The organism is Pseudonocardia xinjiangensis, from assembly GCF_050948425.1.
GTDB classification, from domain to species: Bacteria; Actinomycetota; Actinomycetes; order Mycobacteriales; family Pseudonocardiaceae; genus Pseudonocardia; species Pseudonocardia xinjiangensis.
Map to the genome: position 1 here is coordinate 4221060 of NZ_CP192009.1, position 18891 is coordinate 4239950.

The window sequence follows — 18891 nt, forward strand, 5'->3', positions numbered from 1 at the left end:
CCCCCCGCCGTCAGGCCACGAGCTGGGTGAGGCTGAACCAGTTGCCGGAGTCGTCGCGGAACACGGCCTCGATCCCGTAGGGCCGCCGCGCGGGCTCCTGGACGAACACGACACCGCGGGCCGAGAGCTCCTCGTAGGTCTTCTGGCAGTCGTCGGTGCCCATCACCCCCGCGCCGAGTCCTCCCTTGGCGACCAGGGAGCGGATCTGGTCCGCGGTCTCCTGGTCCTGGCCCATCCCGACGGCGGCGAGGACGATCGCCAGGTCGGGCTGGTCGGGCGGGCTGACGGTGAGCCAGCGGAAGCCCCCGCCCGCCCCCTCGAACTCCGCGCCCATGGTGAGATCATTGCGCAGCTCGAACCCGAGCTTCTCGGTGTAGAACCGCTTCGCCGAGTCCTGGTCGAGCACGTACACGGTGGTGTGCGACATCCTGCTGATCATCTGGTCCTCCGGGTCGGTGACGGGATCCGCAGCAGACGCTAGGGCCGCTCCATCGCCGGGGGCTTCTCCGTGCTTGCGGTGGTGGCGCCGGGTCGGCCCCACGCCATGACGAAGCAGCCCGGCACCCGCGGAGCTCCCCGCTCGGCGTGCACCGTGCGGTACGCCGTGGGGGAGGCACCGACGAGCTCCGAGAACCGGGCGCTGAACGAGCCGAGGCTGCTGAAGCCGACGAGGTGACAGATCTCGGTGACCGTGAGGTTGGCCGAGCGCAGGAGGTCCTGTGCCCGCTCCACCCGGCGGCGGGTGAGGTACTGGCCCGGCGTCTCGCCGTAGGCCGCGCGGAACCCGCGGGCGAAGTGGTAGCGGGAGAAGCCGGCGGCCCGGGCCATGGCGTCGAGGTCGAGAGGTTCGGCGTAGTGCCGGTCGATCAGGTCACGCGCTCGCCGCAGATGGAACACCGCGGGCATGGCAGGACCGCTCACACCCGCATCCTCCCGTACGGGCCTCGCGCTCACGCATGCGACACCGGACGGAAACCCGCAGGCCGCATGCCGGGTGCCGGGTGGATCATCCGGATTCACCCGGGTCCGGCCGCCCTACGCTGCGACGATGCGCGACGACCGGATCCTGCTGCGCGAGTTCCTGCGCGCCCCCACCCAGGTCGCCACGGTGACGGCGAGCTCCGACGCGCTCGTCGCCGCGATGCTCGCCCCCCACGTGATCGGGGACGGGGCCGTGGTCGTCGAGCTGGGCGCGGGGACGGGACACCTCACCGACGCCGTGCAACGCCGCCTGGGCGGTCGCGGCCGCCACCTCGCCATCGAGCTCAGCCCCGTGCTGGCGCAGCGGCTGGCCGCCCGCCACCCCGCCGTCACCGTGGTGTGCGCCGACGCGGCCGAGCTGCGCGAGGTGTTGGCGGCCCACGGGATCACCACGGCCGACGTGATCTGCAGCCTGCTGCCCTGGGCGGCCTACGCCGCCGCGCCGATCCCCGCCATCGCCGCCGCGGCCCTGGCGCCCACCGGCACGTTCACCCAGGTCTCGCTCCTGGGCACCCACCTGCTCCCCCCGGCCCGCCGGCAGGAACGCGACCTCAGGGCGGCGTTCGCCGAGCTCACCGTGAGCCCGCCGGTGTGGCGCAACCTCCCCCCGGCCCGCATCCTCGCCGCCGCCGGACCGCGCGGCTGAGTCGCCGCGGGCGGTTCCGCGCGCCCGTCCTGGTCCTCGCAGGGTCCGGGGCCTCTGCGAGGACCCGACGCGGCGCGCGGATCGCCCCGCGCCGGCCGGCTGTAGCGTCGACGCCGTGATCGAGGAGCCGGGTGCCGTGCCCGTGGAGATCGTCGAGCTGCTCGTCTCGCCCGTGCACGCCTACGAGGGACGCCCGCACGACGGCCCCCGTCCCGACCCGGACGGCACGCGGCCCGACGCCGTCGAGGTCCGCGCGGGTCTCGGCCTGGTCGGGGACCGGTACTACGGCCGCGCGGCGCACCGGAGGGCGGCCGTCACGTTCTTCGCGGCCGAGTCGCTCGCCGCGATCGCCCACGAGCTCGGCCTCGCCGAGGTGCCCGACGCCGGGCTCACCCGGCGCAACGTGGTGCTGCGCGGCTTCCCGGTGGACCGGTTGGCCGCCGGGCGCGGCACCGAAGGCGCGATCTTCAGCATCGACTCCGGTGCCGGGCCGGTGCGCTTCCGCGCGCACCGCGCGGCCAACCCCTGCGCCTGGATGGACGTGGTGCTCGCCCCGGGCGCGTTCCGCGCGATGCGGGGCCGGGGCGGGGTGCGCTGCGAACCGCTCGACGACGGGGTGCTGCGCCGCGGGCCAGCCGTGCTGCGCGTGGAGGCGCCGCCCTCCGGGCAGCACGAGCCCGGTCAGTGGGCCGCGTCGTCCCAGCTGCGCCCGTAGCCCACCGAGACCTCCAGCGGCACGCTCAGCGAGGCGGCGGCGCCCATCTCGCGGCGCACGAGCGTCTCCACGACCTCGCGCTCACCCTCGGCGACCTCGAGCACCAGCTCGTCGTGCACCTGCAGCAGCATCCGGCTGCGCAGCCCCTCACCGGTGAGCGCGCGGTGCACCCCGAGCATCGCGACCTTGATGATGTCGGCGGCGCTGCCCTGGATGGGGGCGTTGAGGGCCATCCGCTCGGCCATCTCGCGGCGCTGGCGGTTGTCGCTCGTGAGGTCGGGCAGGTAGCGGCGGCGGCCCATGATCGTGGCGGTGAAGCCGTCCTTGCGGGCGACGTCGACCACGCTGCGCAGGTAGTCGCGCACCCCGCCGAAGCCCTTGAAGTACTCGTCCATCAGGCCGCGCGCCTCCTCGGTGGAGATCCGCAGCTGTGCGGCGAGCCCGAACGCCGAGAGCCCGTAGGCGAGCCCGTAGTTCATCGCCTTGATCTTGGCGCGCTGCTCGGCCGACACCTCGGTGGGCTCGCAGCCGAAGACGCGCGCGGCCGTCTGGGCGTGGAAGTCGTGACGCGACCGGAACGCCTCGATCAGCGCCGAGTCCTCCGACAGGTGCGCCATGATCCGCATCTCGATCTGGCTGTAGTCGGCCGTCATCAGCTCGGCGTACTCCGGGCCCACCACGAACGTCTCGCGGATGCGCCGGCCCGCCGCCGTGCGGATCGGGACGTTCTGCAGGTTGGGCTCGGTGGAGCTCAACCGGCCCGTGGCCGCGATCGTCTGGCTGTAGGTGGTGTGGATCCGCCCGTCGTCGGCCACCGACTTGAGCAGCCCGTCGACGGTGACCTTGAGCCGGGTGGCGTCGCGGTGCAGCAGCAGGTGGGAGAGGAACTCGTGCCCGGTCTGCTCGAAGAGCGTCTGCAACGCGTCGGCGTCGGTGGTGTAGCCGGTCTTGGTGCGCTTGGTCTTCGGCATGTTGAGCTCGTCGAACAGCACGGTCTGCAGCTGCTTCGGCGACCCGAGGTTGATCTCCTTGCCGATCACCGCGTAGCTGTCCTGCGCGGCCTGCTTCACCTGCGCGGCGAACTCGGACTCCAGCGCGGCGAGCGCCTCGCCGTCGACCGCGATGCCGGCCTGCTCCAGGTCGGCCAGCACGAACTCCAGCGGCAGCTCGAGCTCCGCCAGCAGCTCGGTGCCGCCGCGTTCGGCCAGCTCGGCGTCGAGGGCGTCGGCCAGCTCCGCGACGGCGGACGCGGCGATCATCTGCGCCTGGGCGCGCGCGGCGTCGGCCTCCTCCTCGCCCCCGAGGAGCGAGAGCTGGCCGTCCTCGGCCTCGCCGTCGGACCGCAGCTCGCGGCGCAGGTAGCGCAGCGCGAGGTCGGCCAGGTCGAAACTGCGCTGGCCCGGCCGGGACAGGTAGGCGGCCAGCGCGGTGTCGCTGGTGAGGCCGGCGAGGCTCCAGCCGCGCCCGCGCAGCGCGTGCAGCGCCGACTTGGCGTCGTGGGCGGCCTTCGGCACGCCCGGGTCGGCGAGCCACTCCCCCAGCGCGGCCTCGTCGTCGGGCGTGAGCACGGTGACGTCGAGATAGCCGGCCTGCGGGACGCCCGCGGTGGCTCCGGCGGCCCGGGCCTCGACCGTGGGCTCGCCCGCGGCGAGCCCGATGCCGGCCAGGTCGGCCGCCGTGGGGCCGCCGGTGAGGCCGTGGAAGGCCAGGCCGACGCGGCGACCGTCGCGGGCATGCGCGTCGAGCCAGGCCCGCACACCGCCCGGCTCGATGGCCCCGCCCTGCACCTCGATGCCGCCCTCGGCCTCCGGCTCCGCGCTCTGCAGCGTGGCGAACAGCCGCTCGCGCAGCACCCGGAACTCCAGCTCGTCGAACAGCCGGTGGACGGCGTCGCGGTCCCACGGCCGCAGCTCGAGATCGGCGGGTGCCGCCTCGAGCGGGACGTCGCGGATCAGCTCGGTGAGCTGGCGGTTGAGCAGCACTCCGGCCAGGTGGGCGCGCAGCGCGTCGCCCGCCTTGCCCTTGACCTCGTCGACGCGGTCGGTGAGCTCGGCCAGCGAGCCGAACTCGCGGACCCACTTCGCGGCGGTCTTCTCCCCGACGCCCGGGATGCTGGGCAGGTTGTCGCTGGGGTCGCCCCGCAGCGCGGCGAAATCGGGGTACTGGGCCGGGGTGAGTCCGTAGCGGTTCATCACCTCGGCCGGGTCGATCCGGCCCAGGTCGGACACCCCGCGCTTCGGGTACAGCACCATGACGTCGTCGCTGACCAGCTGGAACGCGTCGCGGTCGCCGGTGGTGATCAGCACCTGGAAGCCATCGGCCTCCGCCTGCGTGGCGAGGGTGGCGATCAGGTCGTCGGCCTCGTAGCCCTCGACGCCGAACTCCGGGATGGCGAGCGCCCGCAGCACCTCCTTGATGAGATCGACCTGGCCGCGGAAGTCGTCGGGAGTGGCCGAGCGGTTGGCCTTGTACTCGGTGTAGCGCTCGGAGCGGAACGTGGAGCGCGAGACGTCGAAGCACACCGCGAGATGGGTGGGCTGCTCGTCGCGCAGCAGGTTGATGAGCATCGAGGTGAAGCCGTAGACCGCATTGGTGGTCTGCCCCGTGCCGGTGCGGAAGTTCTCGGCAGGCAGCGCGAAGAACGCGCGGTAGGCGAGCGAGTGCCCGTCGAGCAGCAGCAGCCGCTTTCCCGTGGACGACGGCGCGGCGGGCGCCGGCGCGGCCGGCTTGCGAGGGGTGCGGGTGGCGGGGCTCATCGACGGCGAGTCTAGGACCGTGCCCCGACAGTTCCGCACACGGACAGGCTCCGTTCGCGAGGGGCCGGGAACCACAGGGCCCGTTCCGCCGTTCCCGTGGTGACATGTGATCGTCCGTCCGGTTCATCCCGATAGGGTGGATCTGCGGGACCGACAACAGATGCGGAGCAGTACGTGAGCGTCAGCCTCTCCAAGGGTGGAAACGTCAGCCTCACCAAGGAGGCCCCCGGCCTCACGGCCGTGGTCATCGGCCTCGGCTGGGACGTCCGATCCACCACCGGCACCGACTTCGACCTCGACTCCTCGGCGATCGTGGCCAAGGCCGACGGCAAGGCCGTGTCCGACAAGCACTTCGTGTTCTTCAACAACCTCACCACCCCCGACGGCACCGTCGAGCACACCGGCGACAACACCACCGGCGAGGGCTCGGGCGACGACGAGCAGGTCAAGGTCAACCTGGCCGGCATGGCCGCCGAGGTCGACAAGATCGTGTTCGCCGTGAGCATCTACGACGCCGACGCGCGCTCGCAGAGCTTCGGCCAGGTCCGCAACGCCTTCATCCGGGTCGTCAACCAGGCGGGCGGGGCCGAGATCGCCCGCTACGACCTCAGCGAGGACGCCTCCACGGAGACCGCAATGGTCTTCGGGGAGCTGTACCGCAACGGTGCCGAGTGGAAGTTCCGCGCGGTCGGCCAGGGCTACGCGTCGGGCCTCACGGGGATCGCCCGCGACTACGGCGTCAACGTCTGACCCGGCCGGTGGCCATCGACTACACGAAACGGCGACCGGCCACACCGGCGGCGGGCAGCGCGAGCGGCGACGGGGTGTCGCTGTCGAAGGTCACGCTCACGAAGGCCGCGCCGAGCGTCTCGCTCACCAAACGCGGCGCCACCGGCGGTGAGCTGCGGGTCAACCTGCAGTGGACGTCGGGTGAGGTGGCCCGCGGCGGCCTGTTCGGCAAGCGGCGCGGCCGGTCGATCGACCTGGACCTGGCCTGCCTGTGGGAGTTCAGCGACGGCAGCAAGGGCGTCGTGCAGGCGCTGGGCAACGCGTTCCAGGCGCCGTACCAGGGCGCGCCGATCATCCGGCTCGACGGCGACGACCGCTCGGGCTCCGCCGCCGGCGGCGAGAACATGATGATCGACCTGTCCCGGGTCGACGAGATCCGCCGCATCCTCGTGTTCGCGTTCATCTACGAGGGCACGCCCAACTGGGCGGGCGCCGACGGCGTCGTGACGCTGCATCCCGCGTCGGGGCCCGAGATCGAGGTGCGCCTCGACGAGCACGACACCGGGTCTCCGACCTGCGTGATCGCGATGCTCGAGAACCAGGGCGGGGAGATGCTGGTGCGCCGCGAGGTGCGCTACGTCAGCGGCGGGCAGGCCGACGTCGACCGGGCGTACGGCTGGGGAATGGAGTGGGCGCGCGGGCGTAAGTGACCTGCGCCGACGACCGCGCTCCCGGTAGGTGCCACACCGGGCGACTTCGGAAAGGGATCGCACCGTGCGGCACTTCGCCTACCTGAGCGCGCCGGAGACGGACGCGCTGTTCGAGACGCCACCGGAGCCGTTCCACCGCGACAGCGGCCGGGACCTGCTCTCGGTGGCGCTCGGCGCCACGCTCTACATGCCGGCCACCCGGCCGTCCCTCACCGCCGACATCACCAAGCAGGCGGCCGCCGGTGTCACGTCGGTGGTCGTCTGCCTGGAGGACTCCATCGCCGACGACGAGGTGGCCGAAGGCGAGGCCAACCTGGTCGCGACGCTCCGCGACCTGCACGAGCAGCCGCAGACCGAACCGCCGCTGCTGTTCGTCCGGGTCCGGCGCGCAGCGCAGATCCCCGCGCTGGTGGCCCGGCTCGGGCCGGCCGCCACGGTGCTCGACGGGTTCGTGATGCCGAAGTTCACCGCGGCCAGCGGCACCGAGTACCTGCACGCCATCGACGAGGCCGACCGCCTGGCCGGCACCACGCTGCTGGCGATGCCGGTGATCGAGTCGGGGGCAGTGCTCTACGCCGAGACCCGCGTCGACGAGCTGACGCGGCTGCGCGCGCTGCTGCACCGCGACCGGCGCCGGATCCTGGCGGTGCGCCTGGGCGCCACCGACCTGTGCGCGCTGTACGGGCTGCGCCGCTCGCCGGACCTGTCGATCTACGACGTCAAGGTGGTGAGCAGCCTCATCTCCGACGTCGTCAACGTCCTGGGCCGGGCCGACGGCAGCGGCTTCACCGTCACCGGGCCGGTGTGGGAGTACTACGGCGTCGAGCGGATCTTCAAACCGCAGCTGCGCGCCTCCCCGTTCGCCGAGCACAACGAGCGGGAGCTGCGCGGCCGGCTCGTGGGCCGGGCGATCGACGGGCTCATCCGCGAGGTGTCGCTCGACCGGGCCAACGGCCTCACCGGCAAGACCGCGATCCACCCGAGCCACGTCGCCGTCGTCCACGCGCTGTCGGTGGTGACGAGCGAGGAGCACCGGGACGCCTCCGACGTGCTGCGGGCGGACCGGGCGGGCGGCGTGCTGGCGTCCGGTCATCGCAACAAGATGAACGAGATCGGCCCGCACACCGCGTGGGCCCGCCGGACGATGCTGCGGGCCCGCGCGTTCGGGGTGGCCGCCGAGGACGTCTCGTTCGTCGACCTGCTGGCTGCGAGCCTGCCCCGATGACCGGCATCACGAGCGAGCGGCGCGTTCCCCTCGCCGAGCGGCTCGGCATCCGGCTCCGCGACGTCGGCGCGGGAGCCGATCCCGCCGTGCTGCTGGGTCTGGCGCTGCGGCGCAACCCGCGCCGGGCGCAGCTGCTCGTGTCGCAGGTGCTCGGCAAGCACGTCCCCACCGACCCGCGCCTGGTCCGCGCCGCCGGGCTGCTGCTGGGCGGCCTGGTGGCCGACACGCTGGCCGGGACGCCGCTGCGGCCGCTGCCCGTGGCGGGGCTGCACGCCGCCGTCCGGGGCGACCGCGAGGCTGCGGCGCAGCTGCACGCCGAGGCCGAGCAGGCGATCGGGAGGGAGCCCGGCGCGCTCGTCCTCGGCTTCGCCGAGACGGCCACCGCGCTGGCCCACTGCGTCGCCGAAGGGCTGGGCGGGGCGGCCTGCCTGCACTCCACGCGCAGGCCGGTACCCGGGTACGCCGTCGCGGGCGGCTTCGCCGAGGAGCACTCGCACGCCACCCACCACCTGCTGCTGCCCGCCGACCCCGCACTGCTCCACAGCGCAGCGCCGCTCGTGCTCGTGGACGACGAGCTGAGCACCGGCCGCACCGCGCTGAACACGATCACCGCACTGCACCGCACGGCCCCGCGCGAGCACTACGTCGTGGCGGCGCTGGTGGACGTCCGGCCCGCCGGGAACGAGCTGGTCGACGGGGTCGCGGCGCTGGGCGCCCGGCTGGACGTCCTCGCGCTCGCCCGAGCCGCGATCGAGCTGCCCGCCGACCTCGCCGACCGCGCGGCCGCACTCCGCGCCGAGTTCGGTGACGCGCTCCCGCCGCCACCGGTCCCGCCCCCGCACGGCCGAGAACCGCGCGTGCCGACTGTTGCGCTCGCCGACCTCGGCTGGCCTGCCGGGGTGCCGGCCGGCGCCCGGCACGGGTTCACGCCCCACGACCACCGACGGCTCGCGGACGCGCTGCCCCGCCTCGGCGCCGGTCTCGCCCGCGCGGCCGGCCTGGTGCCCGGGGAGCGGACGCTGGTGCTCGGCACCGAGGAACTGATGCACCTGCCCCTGCGGCTCGCCCAGGCCCTCGCCGACGCCGGCCACCACGTGGTGTTCTCCAGCACCACGCGCTCCCCCGCCGTCGTCGTCGCGGCGCAGGGGTACGCCCTCACCAGCGGGATCACGTTCCCGGCCCACGACGATCCCGCCGACGGCCCGGGGCCCCGCTTCGCCTACAACGTCGGCGGCGGGGACGGCCCGGCGTGGGACCACGTCCTCGTCGTCGTCGACCCGCCGGCGGACACGGCCGCGCTGCGGTCCGGCCTCCTCCCGGCGCTCGCGCAGCACGCCCGCCGCACGAGCCTGGTGGTCACGCCGTGACCCCCGCCCCGCTGCGCGGTCCGCAGTTCGGCAGCTACGCCCCCGACGACGTGGGGTGGCTGCTCACCGACCTGTCCGGTGTCGCGCTGGAGGCTCCCACGGAGGAGCGCGAGGAGGCCGTCCAGAGCGGCGAGGGCCACTACGCCGAGTCGCTCCCGCACGAGTACCTCCCGGATGCGAGCTACCTCGCGCTGTACCGCGCGGCGCTCGCCGCCACCGCTCCCCGGTTGGCGCACGCCGTCGGCACGGTCACCGAGCTGGTGCTCCGGGAACGCGGGCCCGACGTGGTGCTCGCCTCCCTCGCCCGCGGAGGCACCCCGGTCGGCGTGCTGATGCGGCGCTGGGCGGCGTGGGCCCACGGGCTGGATCTACCGCACTACGCCGTCTCCATCGTGCGCGGGCGCGGCATCGACCGGCTCGCGCTGCGCCACCTCGCCGAGCACCACGACCCGTCCCGCGTGGTGTTCGTGGACGGCTGGACGGGCAAGGGTGCGATCACCCGGGAGCTCGCGACGGCCGTGGCCGAGCACGAGCGCGACACCGGGGTGCGGTTCGATCCCGACCTCGCAGTGCTCGCCGACCCCGGACGCTGCACCACCACGTTCGGCACGCGGGAGGACTGGCTGATCGCGTCCGCCTGCCTGAACTCGACGGTGTCGGGGCTGGTCTCCCGCACCGTGCTGAACCCGCGCCTGCTCGGGCCCCACCAGTACCACGGGGCCAAGTTCTACAAGCACCTCGCGCGGTCCGACGTCTCGCACGGCTTCGTCAGCGCGGTCACCACGAAGTTCGCCGGGGTCCACGACACCACGCCGCCGTCCGACCGGGTCGCCGACGGCGCGGGCAGGCGCGCCGTCGAGCGCATCACCCAGGCCTACGACGTCGGCGACGTCAACCTCGTGAAGCCCGGGGTCGGCGAGACCACCCGGGTGCTGCTGCGCCGGGTGCCGTGGCGGGTGCTGGTGCGCGCCGGGGCGCCGGCCGCCGACCTCGCCCACATCCGGTTGCTGGCGCAGCGCCGCGGCGTTCCGGTCGAGGAGGTGGCCGACCTGCCCTACAGCTGTGTGGGGTTGATCCGCCCCCGGCACGCCCGCCGTCCCGTCCTCCGCCCCACCACCGGCGCACGGACGGCGGCGCCGTGACGGCCGGCGCGACCACGGACGGCCGTCCGGTCGTCTGCCTCGACCTCGACCGCACCGCCATCTACTCCGCTGCCGCCCTCGACCTGCGCGTGCCCGACCAGCACGCCCCGCGGCTGCTGTGCGTCGAGGTCCTGGCCGGCGTCCCGCAGTCGTTCATGACCGAGGAGGCCGTCCACGCCTTCCGCTCGCTGCAGGGCGCCGCCGTCGTCGTCCCGACCACCACGCGCACACCCGAGCAGCTCGCCCGCGTCCACCTGCCGGGGCCGGCTGCCCGGTTCGCGATCGCGAGCAACGGCGGCCACCTGCTCGTCGACGGCGAGATCGACCCCGGCTGGAGCGCCGCCGTGCGCGCGCGGCTCGCGGGGTGCGCGCCGCCCGCCGAGGTCGAGGCCCACATGCGGGCCCGCGGCGGCCCGTTCATGCTGCGGTTGCGCACCGCGAGTGAGCTGTTCTGCTACGCCGTGGTGGACCGGGCCGCCCTGCCGGCCGGCTGGGTGGAGGCGCTCGCCGGCTGGTGCGCGCCGCGCGGCTGGACGGTGTCGCTGCAGGGCCGCAAGGTCTACGCCGTGCCCGCCGGCCTCACGAAGTCGGCGGCAGCGGCCGAGGTGCTCGCCCGGTCCGGCGGCACGCACCTGCTCGCCGCTGGCGACTCCCTGCTCGACGCCGACCTGCTCGACGCAGCCGACCTCGCGATCCGCCCGGCCCACGGCGAGCTCGCCACCACCGGCTTCACCCGGCCGCACCTGGCCGTCACCACCGCAACCGGAGCCGCGGCAGGCGCCGAGCTGCTGGCCTGGCTGTCCGAACGGGCCGGAGCGTTCGTCCTGACCGGCTCCGGCAAGCCCTGATCACACCGAAGATCACCAGGAGGAACGCTTCATGGCGCTGTGGGACAAGCTCAAGGAACGTGCGCTCGACATGACCTCGCAGGCGAAGACGCAGGCTAGCAAGCACAAGAACAAGGAGTTCGCGGACGCGAGCATGGCCGTGTGCGCGCTGATCGCCGCAGCCGACGGCACCATCAGCGCGGAGGAGCGCCAGAAGACGGCAGGCTTCATCACGAGCAACGACGCCCTGTCGATCTTCCCGGCCACCGAGCTGCTGGAGAGGTTCAACCACTTCGCCGGCAAGCTCGAGAGCGACTACGACTTCGGCAAGGTCGAGGCGGTCCAGGCCCTGTCGAAGCTGAAGGGGAAGCCGGACGCCGCCCGCGCCGTGATCCAGGTCGGCATCATCATCGGCGGGGCGGACGGCGAATTCGACAAGAACGAGATGCAGGCCGTCCGCGAGTCGTGCAACGCCGTCGGCGTGGCGCCCTCGGAGTTCGACCTGTAGCGCAGCAGGGCTCCCCGGCGTGATCCGCCGGGGAGCCCGTCGTGCACAGCCCGACCGTCAGATGTGGGCGGCCGTGGCCGGCAGGAGCTCCTGGAACGTGCGCCCGGTGGCCACGGCCCCGATCGCCGTCATCGTCCAGCCACCGCCGTCGCCCCGGCCCACCTTGGCCATGATCTGCGCGTTGTGCTGCCCGGAGCCCGAGAGCACGAAACGGGCCAGCTCGTCGCCCGTGGTCTGGTCGACGAGCCGGCAGAAGGCGTTCTCGATCTGCGAGAAGTCCTGCCCGGTGAACGAGCTCACCACGAACGCGATCTGCGTAATTCCGGCCGGAAGCCGCGCGAGATCCACCAGGATCGTCTCGTCGTCGCCGTCCCCGGCGCCGGTCTGGTTGTCGCCCGTGTGCTGCACCGAGCCGTCCTGGCTGCGCAGCTGCCGGAACCACACCGCGTCGACCAGGTCGCCGCGCGCGTCGAAGAGCAGCGCGGAGGCGTCCAGGTCGATCTGCTGCGACTTGGAGCCGAACAGGCCGCGCTTCTTGACCGCGTCCCAGCCCAGCCCCATCCGGACCACGCTCAGGCTGCCACCGTCGCGTTTGGCGAGCGAAACCTTCTGACCCTTGGTCAGGTTGATCGACACACGTACTCCGTTCATCGGCACACGGGGAGCGACCGGACGCCGTGACACAGCGCGCGTCCGATCGGGGTGATTCGTCCATAGTGCCCGAAATCGGGGTAGCGGGGGCGGCGCCGGTGCCGCCGAAACGAAACGGCACCCTCGCCCCGGATGGCCGGGCGAAGGTGCCGTTCGGACGATCAGCCGCTCTAGGAGCGCGCTGAACAACTCCTAGGCGTTGACCTCTTCGAGAACCTCGTCGGAGACGTCGAAGTTCGCGTAGACGTTCTGCACCTCGTCGCTGTCCTCCAGCGCGTCGATCAGCCGGAACACCTTCTTGGCCGCCTCGGCGTCGAGCGGCACGGACATCGACGGCAGGAAGGTGGGGTCGGCCGAGTCGTAGTCGATGCCGGCCTCCTGCAGCGCCGTGCGCACCGGGATCAGGTCGCCCGCCTCGGACACGACCTCGAAGCTCTCCCCGAGGTCGTTGACCTCCTCGGCGCCGGCGTCGAGCACGGCGAGCAGCAGGTCGTCCTCGGTGAGCTCGCCGGCCTTCGGGACGATCACCACGCCCTTGCGCGTGAAGAGGTACGCCACGGAGCCGGGGTCGGCCATCGCGCCACCGTTGCGCGTCATCGCCGTGCGCACCTCGGTGGCGGCGCGGTTGCGGTTGTCGGTGAGGCACTCGATGAGCACCGCGACGCCGTTGGGGCCGTAGCCCTCGTAGGTGATCGTCTGGTAGTCGGCGCCACCGGCGTCGGCGCCCGAGCCGCGCTTGACCGCACGGTCGATGTTGTCGTTGGGCACCGAGCTCTTCTTCGCCTTCTGGATGGCGTCGAAGAGCGTGGGGTTGCCGTCGGGGTCACCGCCGCCCGTGCGCGCGGCGACCTCGATGTTCTTGATCAGCTTGGCGAACATCTTGCCGCGCCGGGCGTCGATGACGGCCTTCTTGTGCTTGGTCGTCGCCCACTTGGAGTGGCCGCTCATCGAGTTTCGCCGTCCTTTCCCAGCTCATGCTCACCTGCCGGGACCCGGACGTCCGTCGCCGGCCTCCTGCCGCGCGGACCGGATGACACCGACCTCTGCCTGATCGTGGCGATTCTACCGACCCGCTCCGACAACGGGCGGCACCGCCACCTCACGCCGCCCGCGCGCTCTCCTTCACGAGGTCGCAGAACAGCCCGTGCACCCGCAGATCACCGGTGAGCTCCGGGTGGAAGGCCGTGGCGATCACCGATCCCTGCCGTACGGCGACCACCCGCCCGGCCGCCGCGCCCGCGTCGGCGCCCGTGACCGTCAACCGCGGCACGGTGGCGAGCACCTCCACCCCGGGCCCCGTGGACTCCACCCACGGCGCGCGGATGAACACCGCGCGCATCGGGTCGCCCAGGAGACCGCGGAAGCGCAGGTCGGTCTCGAAGGAGTCGACCTGGCGGCCGAACGCGTTGCGCCGCACCACGACGTCCAGGCCGCCGAGCTGCTGCTGGTCGGGACGCCCGTCCAGCACCTCGCGGGCGAGCAGGATCATCCCGGCACACGACCCGTACGCCGGCATCCCGGCGCCGATCCGGTCGCGCAGCGGGCCGAGCAGGTCGAAGACCTCCAGCAGCCTGCTCATCGTGGTGGACTCCCCGCCGGGGATCACGAGCGCGTCGACCGCGTCGAGCTCCGACGGGCGGCGCACCGCGACACCACGGACGTCACCACAGGCCGTCACGGCGGCCAGATGCTCGCGGACGTCACCCTGCAGGGCGAGCACACCGATCACGGGAACCACGGTGACCAGCGTAGTCGCCGCCCCCTCCCCCGGCCCGCACACCACCGCGGGGTGGTGATCGCCACGAACCGCACCCCACGGCCCCTGCACGGGCGATCACGTGCGGCTCGCCGCGATCAGCCACCCCGGCCCACCGAATCCGGGCGACTCGCCCGCGCGAAACGGGCGACTCGCGGGGGCGGGGCGGCGTCAGACCGGGGCCACGTCGTGTTTCCCCGTGGCGGAACGGACGGCCTCGGCCACCGCGGGGGCGACCGCGGCGTCGAAGACACTCGGCACGATGAACGACGGGTTCGGCTCGGCGACGACGTCGGCGATGGCGGCCGCGGCGGCGAGCAGCATGGCATCGGTGATGTCGCGGGCCTGGGCGTCCAGCAGGCCGCGGAACACCCCGGGGAACGCGAGCACGTTGTTGATCTGGTTGGGGTAGTCCGAGCGGCCGGTGGCCACCACGGCGGCGTGGGCCGTGGCGATCGCCGGGTCGATCTCGGGGTCGGGGTTGGCCAGCGCGAACACGATCGAGTCGGGAGCCATGGTGGCGAGCTCCTCGGCGCCGAACAGGTTGGGCGCGGACACCCCGATGAACACGTCGGCGTCGACGAGGGCGTCGGCCAGCGTGCCGGACACCCGCGCCTCGTTGGTGTGCTCGGCGATCCAGCGCAGGTTGTCGTCGAGACCGTCGCGCCCCGGGTGGACGATGCCGTCGATGTCGACGGCCAGCACGTCGCCGGGCGCGCTCGAACGCAGCAACCGGATCACGGCCGACCCGGCGGCACCGACCCCGCACACCACGATCTTGCAGTCGGCGATCTTCTTGCCCACCACGCGCAGGGCGTTGCGCAGCGCGCCGAGCACGACCACGGCCGTGCCGTGCTGGTCGTCGTGGAAGACCGGGATGTCGAGCAGCTCGCGCAGGCGCGCCTCGATCTCGAAGCAGCGCGGCGCGGCGATGTCCTCGAGGTTGATGCCGCCGTAGGCCGGGGCGAGGATCTGGACGGTGCGGATGATCTCCTCGGTGTCCTGGGTGTCCAGGCACACCGGCCAGGCGTCCACGCCGGCGAACCGCTTGAACAGCGCCGCCTTGCCCTCCATCACCGGCATCGCGGCCGCGGCACCGAGGTTGCCGAGCCCGAGGACCGCGGAGCCGTCGGTGACGACCGCGACCGTGTTGCGCTTGATCGTCAGGCGCCTCGCGTCGGCGGGGTTGGCCGCGATGGCCTGGCAGACGCGGGCGACGCCGGGCGTGTAGGCCCGCGAGAGGTCGTCGCGGTTGCGCAGGCTGACCTTGGACTCGACGCTCAGCTTGCCCCCGAGGTGCAGCAGGAACGTGCGGTCGGAGACCTTGCGCACCCGCACGCCCGGCAGCGCCTCGAGCGCCGCGGTGATCTCGCTGGCGTGGGCCTCGTTGAGGGCGTTGCAGCTGATGTCGACGATGAGCGTCCGGGTGTGCGACTCGACCACGTCGAATGCGGTGACGACGCCGCCGACGCGGCCGACCGCCATCGTGATGTCGCCTGCGGCACTGGCGGAGGCAGGCGCCTCGACGCGCGCGGTGATGGCGTATCCGGGACCGGGAACTGGCACCCCAGAACACTACCGCCGGTGCACTCGGGGCCGGTCCGGGCCGGGGTCCCGTCGCGACGATCCCCGCCCGATGCGCCGCGAGGGGTTGTGACCGCCCGGGGTCGGGTGTGAGATGGCGCACACGTCAGCTTCGGACGTCGACGCAGTGCCGCGGAGGTGGTCCCCCATGGCCGTCAGAGCAGAAGCCGGGCAGCGGAGCGGAAACCGGACACCGGTTCCCACCGTCAGCGACCCGTCCCGGGTACGGAACGTGGTCCTCGTCGGACCGTCGGGGTCGGGGAAGACGACGCTGGTGGAGGCGCTGCTCGCCCACACCGCCGCGATACCGCGGCCCGGCGCAGTGGTGGAAGGCACAACGGTCTGCGACCACGACCCGGCGGCGGTCCGGCAGCAGCGGTCCGTCGCGCTCTCCGTGGCTCCCCTGCTGCACGAGGACACCAAGATCAACCTGATCGACACCCCCGGCTACGGGGACTTCGTCGGTGAGCTGCGCGCGGGGTTGCGCGCCGCCGACGCCGCGCTGTTCGTCGTGCCGGCCAACGAGGGACGCGAGGGCGCGATCGACCCTGCCGCCGTCGCGCAGTGGGAGGAATGTGCCGCCGTCGGCATGCCCCGTGCCGTGGTGGTTGCCCGCTGCGACCACGCCCGCGCCGACCTCGAAGCCACGATCGCCGCCTGCCAGGAGGCGTTCGGCAGCGGCGTCGCCCCCCTCTACCTGCCCATCCGCGACGGGGACCGGCTCACCGGCCTCTACGGCCTGCTCTCGCAGACTCCGCCGGGACAGGCCCCACCCGGCGCCGAGGACGCCCGCAGCGAACTGGTCGAGGGCATCATCGAGCAGTCCGAGGACGAGTCGCTCATGGAGCGCTACCTCGGCGGCGAGGAACTGGACGTCACCACCCTCGTCGACGACCTCGAGACCGCCGTCTCCCGCGGGTCGTTCCACCCGGTGATCCCGGTCTGCGCGAGCAGCGGGACCGGGCTCGACGCGCTCCTCGAGGTGCTCACCGGCGGCTTCCCCTCACCGCTGGAGCGCCCGCTCCCGCCGGTCAGCGGCGTCGAGGGCGCGGCTCACCCGCCGCTCACGGCCGATCCCGACGGACCGCTGGCCGCCGAGATCGTGCGGACCTCCGCCGACCCCTACGTGGGGCGCGTCTCCCTGGTGCGGGTCTTCTCCGGGACGCTGCGCCCGGAGTCGACGGTGCACGTGAGCGGGCACCACGTGAGCATCCCGACCCAGCGCGACGGGGAGTCGAACGGCGCAGGCTCCGGCGGCCACGACGGGCACGACGGGCACGACGCCGACGAGCGCCTCGCGCACGTCTACGCCCCGCTCGGCGCAACGCTGCGCGAGGTGGAGGCGTGCGTGGCGGGCGACATCTGCGCCCTCACCAAGCTCGGGACCGCCGAGACCGGGGACACGGTGTCGGCCGCCGAGCACCCGCTGCTGCTCTCCTGCTGGGACCTGCCCCGCCCGCTGCTGCCCGTCGCGGTGGCGGCCCGGACGCGGGGGGACGAGGACGCGCTGGTCAAGACACTCGGGAAGATCGTCGCGGCCGACCCGACGCTGCACCTGGAACGCAACCAGGAGACCCACCAGACCGTGCTGTGGTGCATGGGGGAGGCCCACGCCGACGTCGTGCTGTCGCGGCTGCGCGCCGGCGGGGCCGACGTCGACACCGAACCGGTGCGCATCCCGCTGCGGACCACCCTTGCCGCGCCTGCGCGGGTGACCGGACGCCACGTCAAGCAGTCCGGTGGGCACGGCCAGTACGCCGTCTGCCACATCGAGTTCGAGCCGCTGCCGCGTGGGGCGGGCATCGAGTTCGTCGACAAGATCTTCGGCGGGTCGGTCCCCCACCAGTTCATCCCGAGCGTCGAGAAGGGCGTGCGGGCCCAGGCCGCGCGCGGGCTGACCGAGGACCACCACCCGGTCGTCGACTTCCGCGCCACCCTCGTGGACGGCAAGGCCCACAGCGTCGACTCCTCGGACGCCGCGTTCCAGACCGCGGGCGCGATCGCCCTGCGGGAGGCGGCGGAGGCGTGCGGCGTGCAGGTCCTCGAGCCGTATGACGAGGTGACGGTGCGGGTACCGGACGAGCACCTCGGAGCCGTGCTCGGGGATCTCTCCGGGCGGCGCGGGCGGGTGCTCGGCACCGACCTCGCCGGTCCGGGCCGGTCACTGGTGCGGGCCGAGGTGCCCTGCACGGAGCTGTGCCGCTACGCCGTCGACCTGCGTGCGATGACAAGCGGCGCGGCGACGTTCACCCGGCGGTCCGCCCGTTACGACGTGGCCCCGGGCTGACCCGGCGCCGGCAGGGACTGCAAGAAGCCCAGTAGCTCAGCAGTGACCTCGTCGGGGCGCTCCTGCTGTGTCCAGTGGCCGCAGCCGGGAAGGATCACCGGCTCGCGGAGGCCGGGATGCACGCGACCGAGTGCGTCGAGCGCCTCGATCGTGTGGGCGAACGCCAGAACGGGATCGCGGTCCCCGACGACGTACAGGGCGGGCATGCGGAGCGCCGCGCCCTCGAAGGGCGCGGTCAGCTCCCAGTTGCGGTCGAGGTTGCGGTACCAGTCGAGGGCGCCGGTGAACCCGAGGTCGTCGAACTGCCCGGCGAAGACGTCGAGGTCCGCCTCGCTCAGCCACTCCGGGCTCTCGCGGGGGTCAGGCATGCCGTCCAGGAGGCCGCCCCCGTGCGGTACGAGCAGCGGCTGCGGGTTCTCGGGGTTGTCGCCGCTGAGCGCATGGAAGAACCGGCGCAGGGCCGCCCGCACGTCGCGGCCGAACTCACGGTCGGCGACATCCGGCTGCTCGAAGTAGCCGGTGTAGAACCGGCCCTCGTACACCTCCTGCATCCGGCGGACGGGAGGGGCCGAGCCGCGCGGCCGCGGCGGCACGCTGAGGCCGACGACGCCCCGCACGAGGTCGGGACGCATGAGGGCGAGGTTCCAGGCGACCGTCGCGCCCCAGTCGTGGCCGACCACAACGGCCTCCTGCGCCCCGGCGTCGGCGATGAGCCCCACGGCGTCGCCGACCAGGTGCATGATCGTGTAGGCGTCCGGTGAGTCCGGATGGGAGCTCTCCCCGTACCCGCGCTGCTCCGGCGCGACGACCCGGTACCCGGCCGCCACCAGCGGTGCGATCTGGTGCCGCCACGAGTACGCGCTCTCGGGAAACCCGTGCAGCAGCAGGAGGAGCGGACCCTCGCCCTCGTCCAGGACCCGCAGCCGGACGCCGTTGACGTCCGCAGGCCGTCGTTCTCCCCCGGTGTTCGCCACGACCGCCACGGTACGGCTCCGACATGCCGTCCG

18 protein-coding genes are annotated in these 18891 nt (G+C 73.3%); 10 read left to right on the top strand and 8 right to left on the bottom strand.

Annotated features, from left to right (window positions below):
• Positions 1-10: 10 nt before the first annotated feature.
• The gene (locus ACQPZA_RS19880; protein ID WP_433272591.1) at positions 11-427 is read right to left on the bottom strand and encodes a VOC family protein; all 417 of its coding nucleotides are present in this window, start codon (positions 425-427) and stop codon (positions 11-13) included.
• Positions 428-477: 50 nt separating this feature from the next.
• Complete coding sequence (locus tag ACQPZA_RS19885; protein ID WP_433282894.1) at positions 478-906, bottom strand: helix-turn-helix domain-containing protein; 429 nt, start codon at positions 904-906, stop codon at positions 478-480.
• Between the two features lie 142 nt (positions 907-1048).
• On the opposite strand from ACQPZA_RS19885, the gene ACQPZA_RS19890 reads away from it, so the two are divergent.
• Both ACQPZA_RS19890 and ACQPZA_RS19895 read left to right on the top strand, forming a co-directional pair.
• Positions 1049-1627 (top strand): class I SAM-dependent methyltransferase, encoded by a 579-nt coding sequence (locus tag ACQPZA_RS19890; protein ID WP_433272593.1) that lies wholly within the window; start codon positions 1049-1051, stop codon positions 1625-1627.
• 115 nt (positions 1628-1742) lie between these two features.
• The gene (locus ACQPZA_RS19895; protein WP_433272595.1) at positions 1743-2342 is read left to right on the top strand and encodes an MOSC domain-containing protein; all 600 of its coding nucleotides are present in this window, start codon (positions 1743-1745) and stop codon (positions 2340-2342) included.
• On the opposite strand, the gene polA is transcribed toward ACQPZA_RS19895, so the two are convergent.
• On the bottom strand, positions 2309-5098 hold the full coding sequence (gene polA / locus ACQPZA_RS19900; protein WP_433272597.1) for a DNA polymerase I: 2790 nt from the start codon (positions 5096-5098) through the stop codon (positions 2309-2311). The genes ACQPZA_RS19895 and polA overlap by 34 nt on opposite strands.
• A gap of 174 nt (positions 5099-5272) precedes the next feature.
• Here polA and ACQPZA_RS19905 point away from each other — a divergent pair, with 174 nt between their 5' ends.
• From ACQPZA_RS19905 to ACQPZA_RS19935, 7 genes are all read left to right on the top strand, one after another.
• The gene (locus ACQPZA_RS19905; protein WP_169399474.1) at positions 5273-5848 is read left to right on the top strand and encodes a TerD family protein; all 576 of its coding nucleotides are present in this window, start codon (positions 5273-5275) and stop codon (positions 5846-5848) included.
• An 8-nt stretch (positions 5849-5856) separates the two neighbouring features.
• Positions 5857-6537, top strand: coding sequence for a TerD family protein (locus ACQPZA_RS19910; protein WP_433272600.1), 681 nt, complete (start codon positions 5857-5859; stop codon positions 6535-6537).
• A 64-nt stretch (positions 6538-6601) separates the two neighbouring features.
• Positions 6602-7762: an HpcH/HpaI aldolase/citrate lyase family protein gene (locus tag ACQPZA_RS19915; RefSeq protein WP_433272602.1), complete on the top strand. Its 1161-nt coding sequence runs from the start codon at positions 6602-6604 to the stop codon at positions 7760-7762.
• Positions 7759-9129 carry a phosphoribosyltransferase family protein gene (locus ACQPZA_RS19920; RefSeq protein WP_433272604.1) on the top strand — a complete coding sequence of 457 codons (1371 nt, stop codon included), beginning with the start codon at positions 7759-7761 and terminating at the stop codon, positions 9127-9129. Before ACQPZA_RS19915 ends, ACQPZA_RS19920 begins: the two co-directional genes overlap by 4 nt.
• Positions 9126-10271, top strand: a complete 1146-nt coding sequence (locus ACQPZA_RS19925; protein ID WP_433272606.1) for a cysteine protease StiP family protein — start codon at positions 9126-9128, stop codon at positions 10269-10271. Before ACQPZA_RS19920 ends, ACQPZA_RS19925 begins: the two co-directional genes overlap by 4 nt.
• Positions 10268-11119: an HAD family hydrolase gene (locus ACQPZA_RS19930; protein WP_433272608.1), complete on the top strand. Its 852-nt coding sequence runs from the start codon at positions 10268-10270 to the stop codon at positions 11117-11119. The genes ACQPZA_RS19925 and ACQPZA_RS19930 overlap by 4 nt, the downstream gene beginning before the upstream one ends.
• Positions 11120-11150: 31 nt before the next feature.
• Positions 11151-11606: a tellurite resistance TerB family protein gene (locus tag ACQPZA_RS19935; RefSeq protein ID WP_433272610.1), complete on the top strand. Its 456-nt coding sequence runs from the start codon at positions 11151-11153 to the stop codon at positions 11604-11606.
• A 57-nt stretch (positions 11607-11663) separates the two neighbouring features.
• Here ACQPZA_RS19935 and ACQPZA_RS19940 read toward each other — a convergent pair whose 3' ends face one another.
• The 4 genes from ACQPZA_RS19940 to ACQPZA_RS19955 all read right to left on the bottom strand — a co-directional run bounded on the left by ACQPZA_RS19940 (position 11664) and on the right by ACQPZA_RS19955 (position 15579).
• On the bottom strand, positions 11664-12257 hold the full coding sequence (locus ACQPZA_RS19940) for a TerD family protein (protein ID WP_246267599.1): 594 nt from the start codon (positions 12255-12257) through the stop codon (positions 11664-11666).
• Positions 12258-12449: 192 nt separating this feature from the next.
• Positions 12450-13205: a YebC/PmpR family DNA-binding transcriptional regulator gene (locus ACQPZA_RS19945; RefSeq protein ID WP_433272613.1), complete on the bottom strand. Its 756-nt coding sequence runs from the start codon at positions 13203-13205 to the stop codon at positions 12450-12452.
• Between the two features lie 151 nt (positions 13206-13356).
• Positions 13357-13995 (bottom strand): pyridoxal 5'-phosphate synthase glutaminase subunit PdxT, encoded by a 639-nt coding sequence (pdxT, locus tag ACQPZA_RS19950; protein ID WP_433272615.1) that lies wholly within the window; start codon positions 13993-13995, stop codon positions 13357-13359.
• Between the two features lie 189 nt (positions 13996-14184).
• Positions 14185-15579: an NAD-dependent malic enzyme gene (locus ACQPZA_RS19955; RefSeq protein WP_433272617.1), complete on the bottom strand. Its 1395-nt coding sequence runs from the start codon at positions 15577-15579 to the stop codon at positions 14185-14187.
• Positions 15580-15745: 166 nt separating this feature from the next.
• On the opposite strand from ACQPZA_RS19955, the gene ACQPZA_RS19960 reads away from it, so the two are divergent.
• Entirely contained in the window at positions 15746-17884 is a 2139-nt protein-coding gene (locus ACQPZA_RS19960; protein ID WP_433272619.1) for an elongation factor G-like protein EF-G2, read from the top strand.
• On the opposite strand, the gene ACQPZA_RS19965 is transcribed toward ACQPZA_RS19960, so the two are convergent.
• Positions 17863-18858, bottom strand: a complete 996-nt coding sequence (locus ACQPZA_RS19965) for an alpha/beta fold hydrolase (protein WP_433272621.1) — start codon at positions 18856-18858, stop codon at positions 17863-17865. The two genes, ACQPZA_RS19960 and ACQPZA_RS19965, sit on opposite strands and share 22 nt — an antisense overlap.
• Positions 18859-18891: the final 33 nt, after the last annotated feature.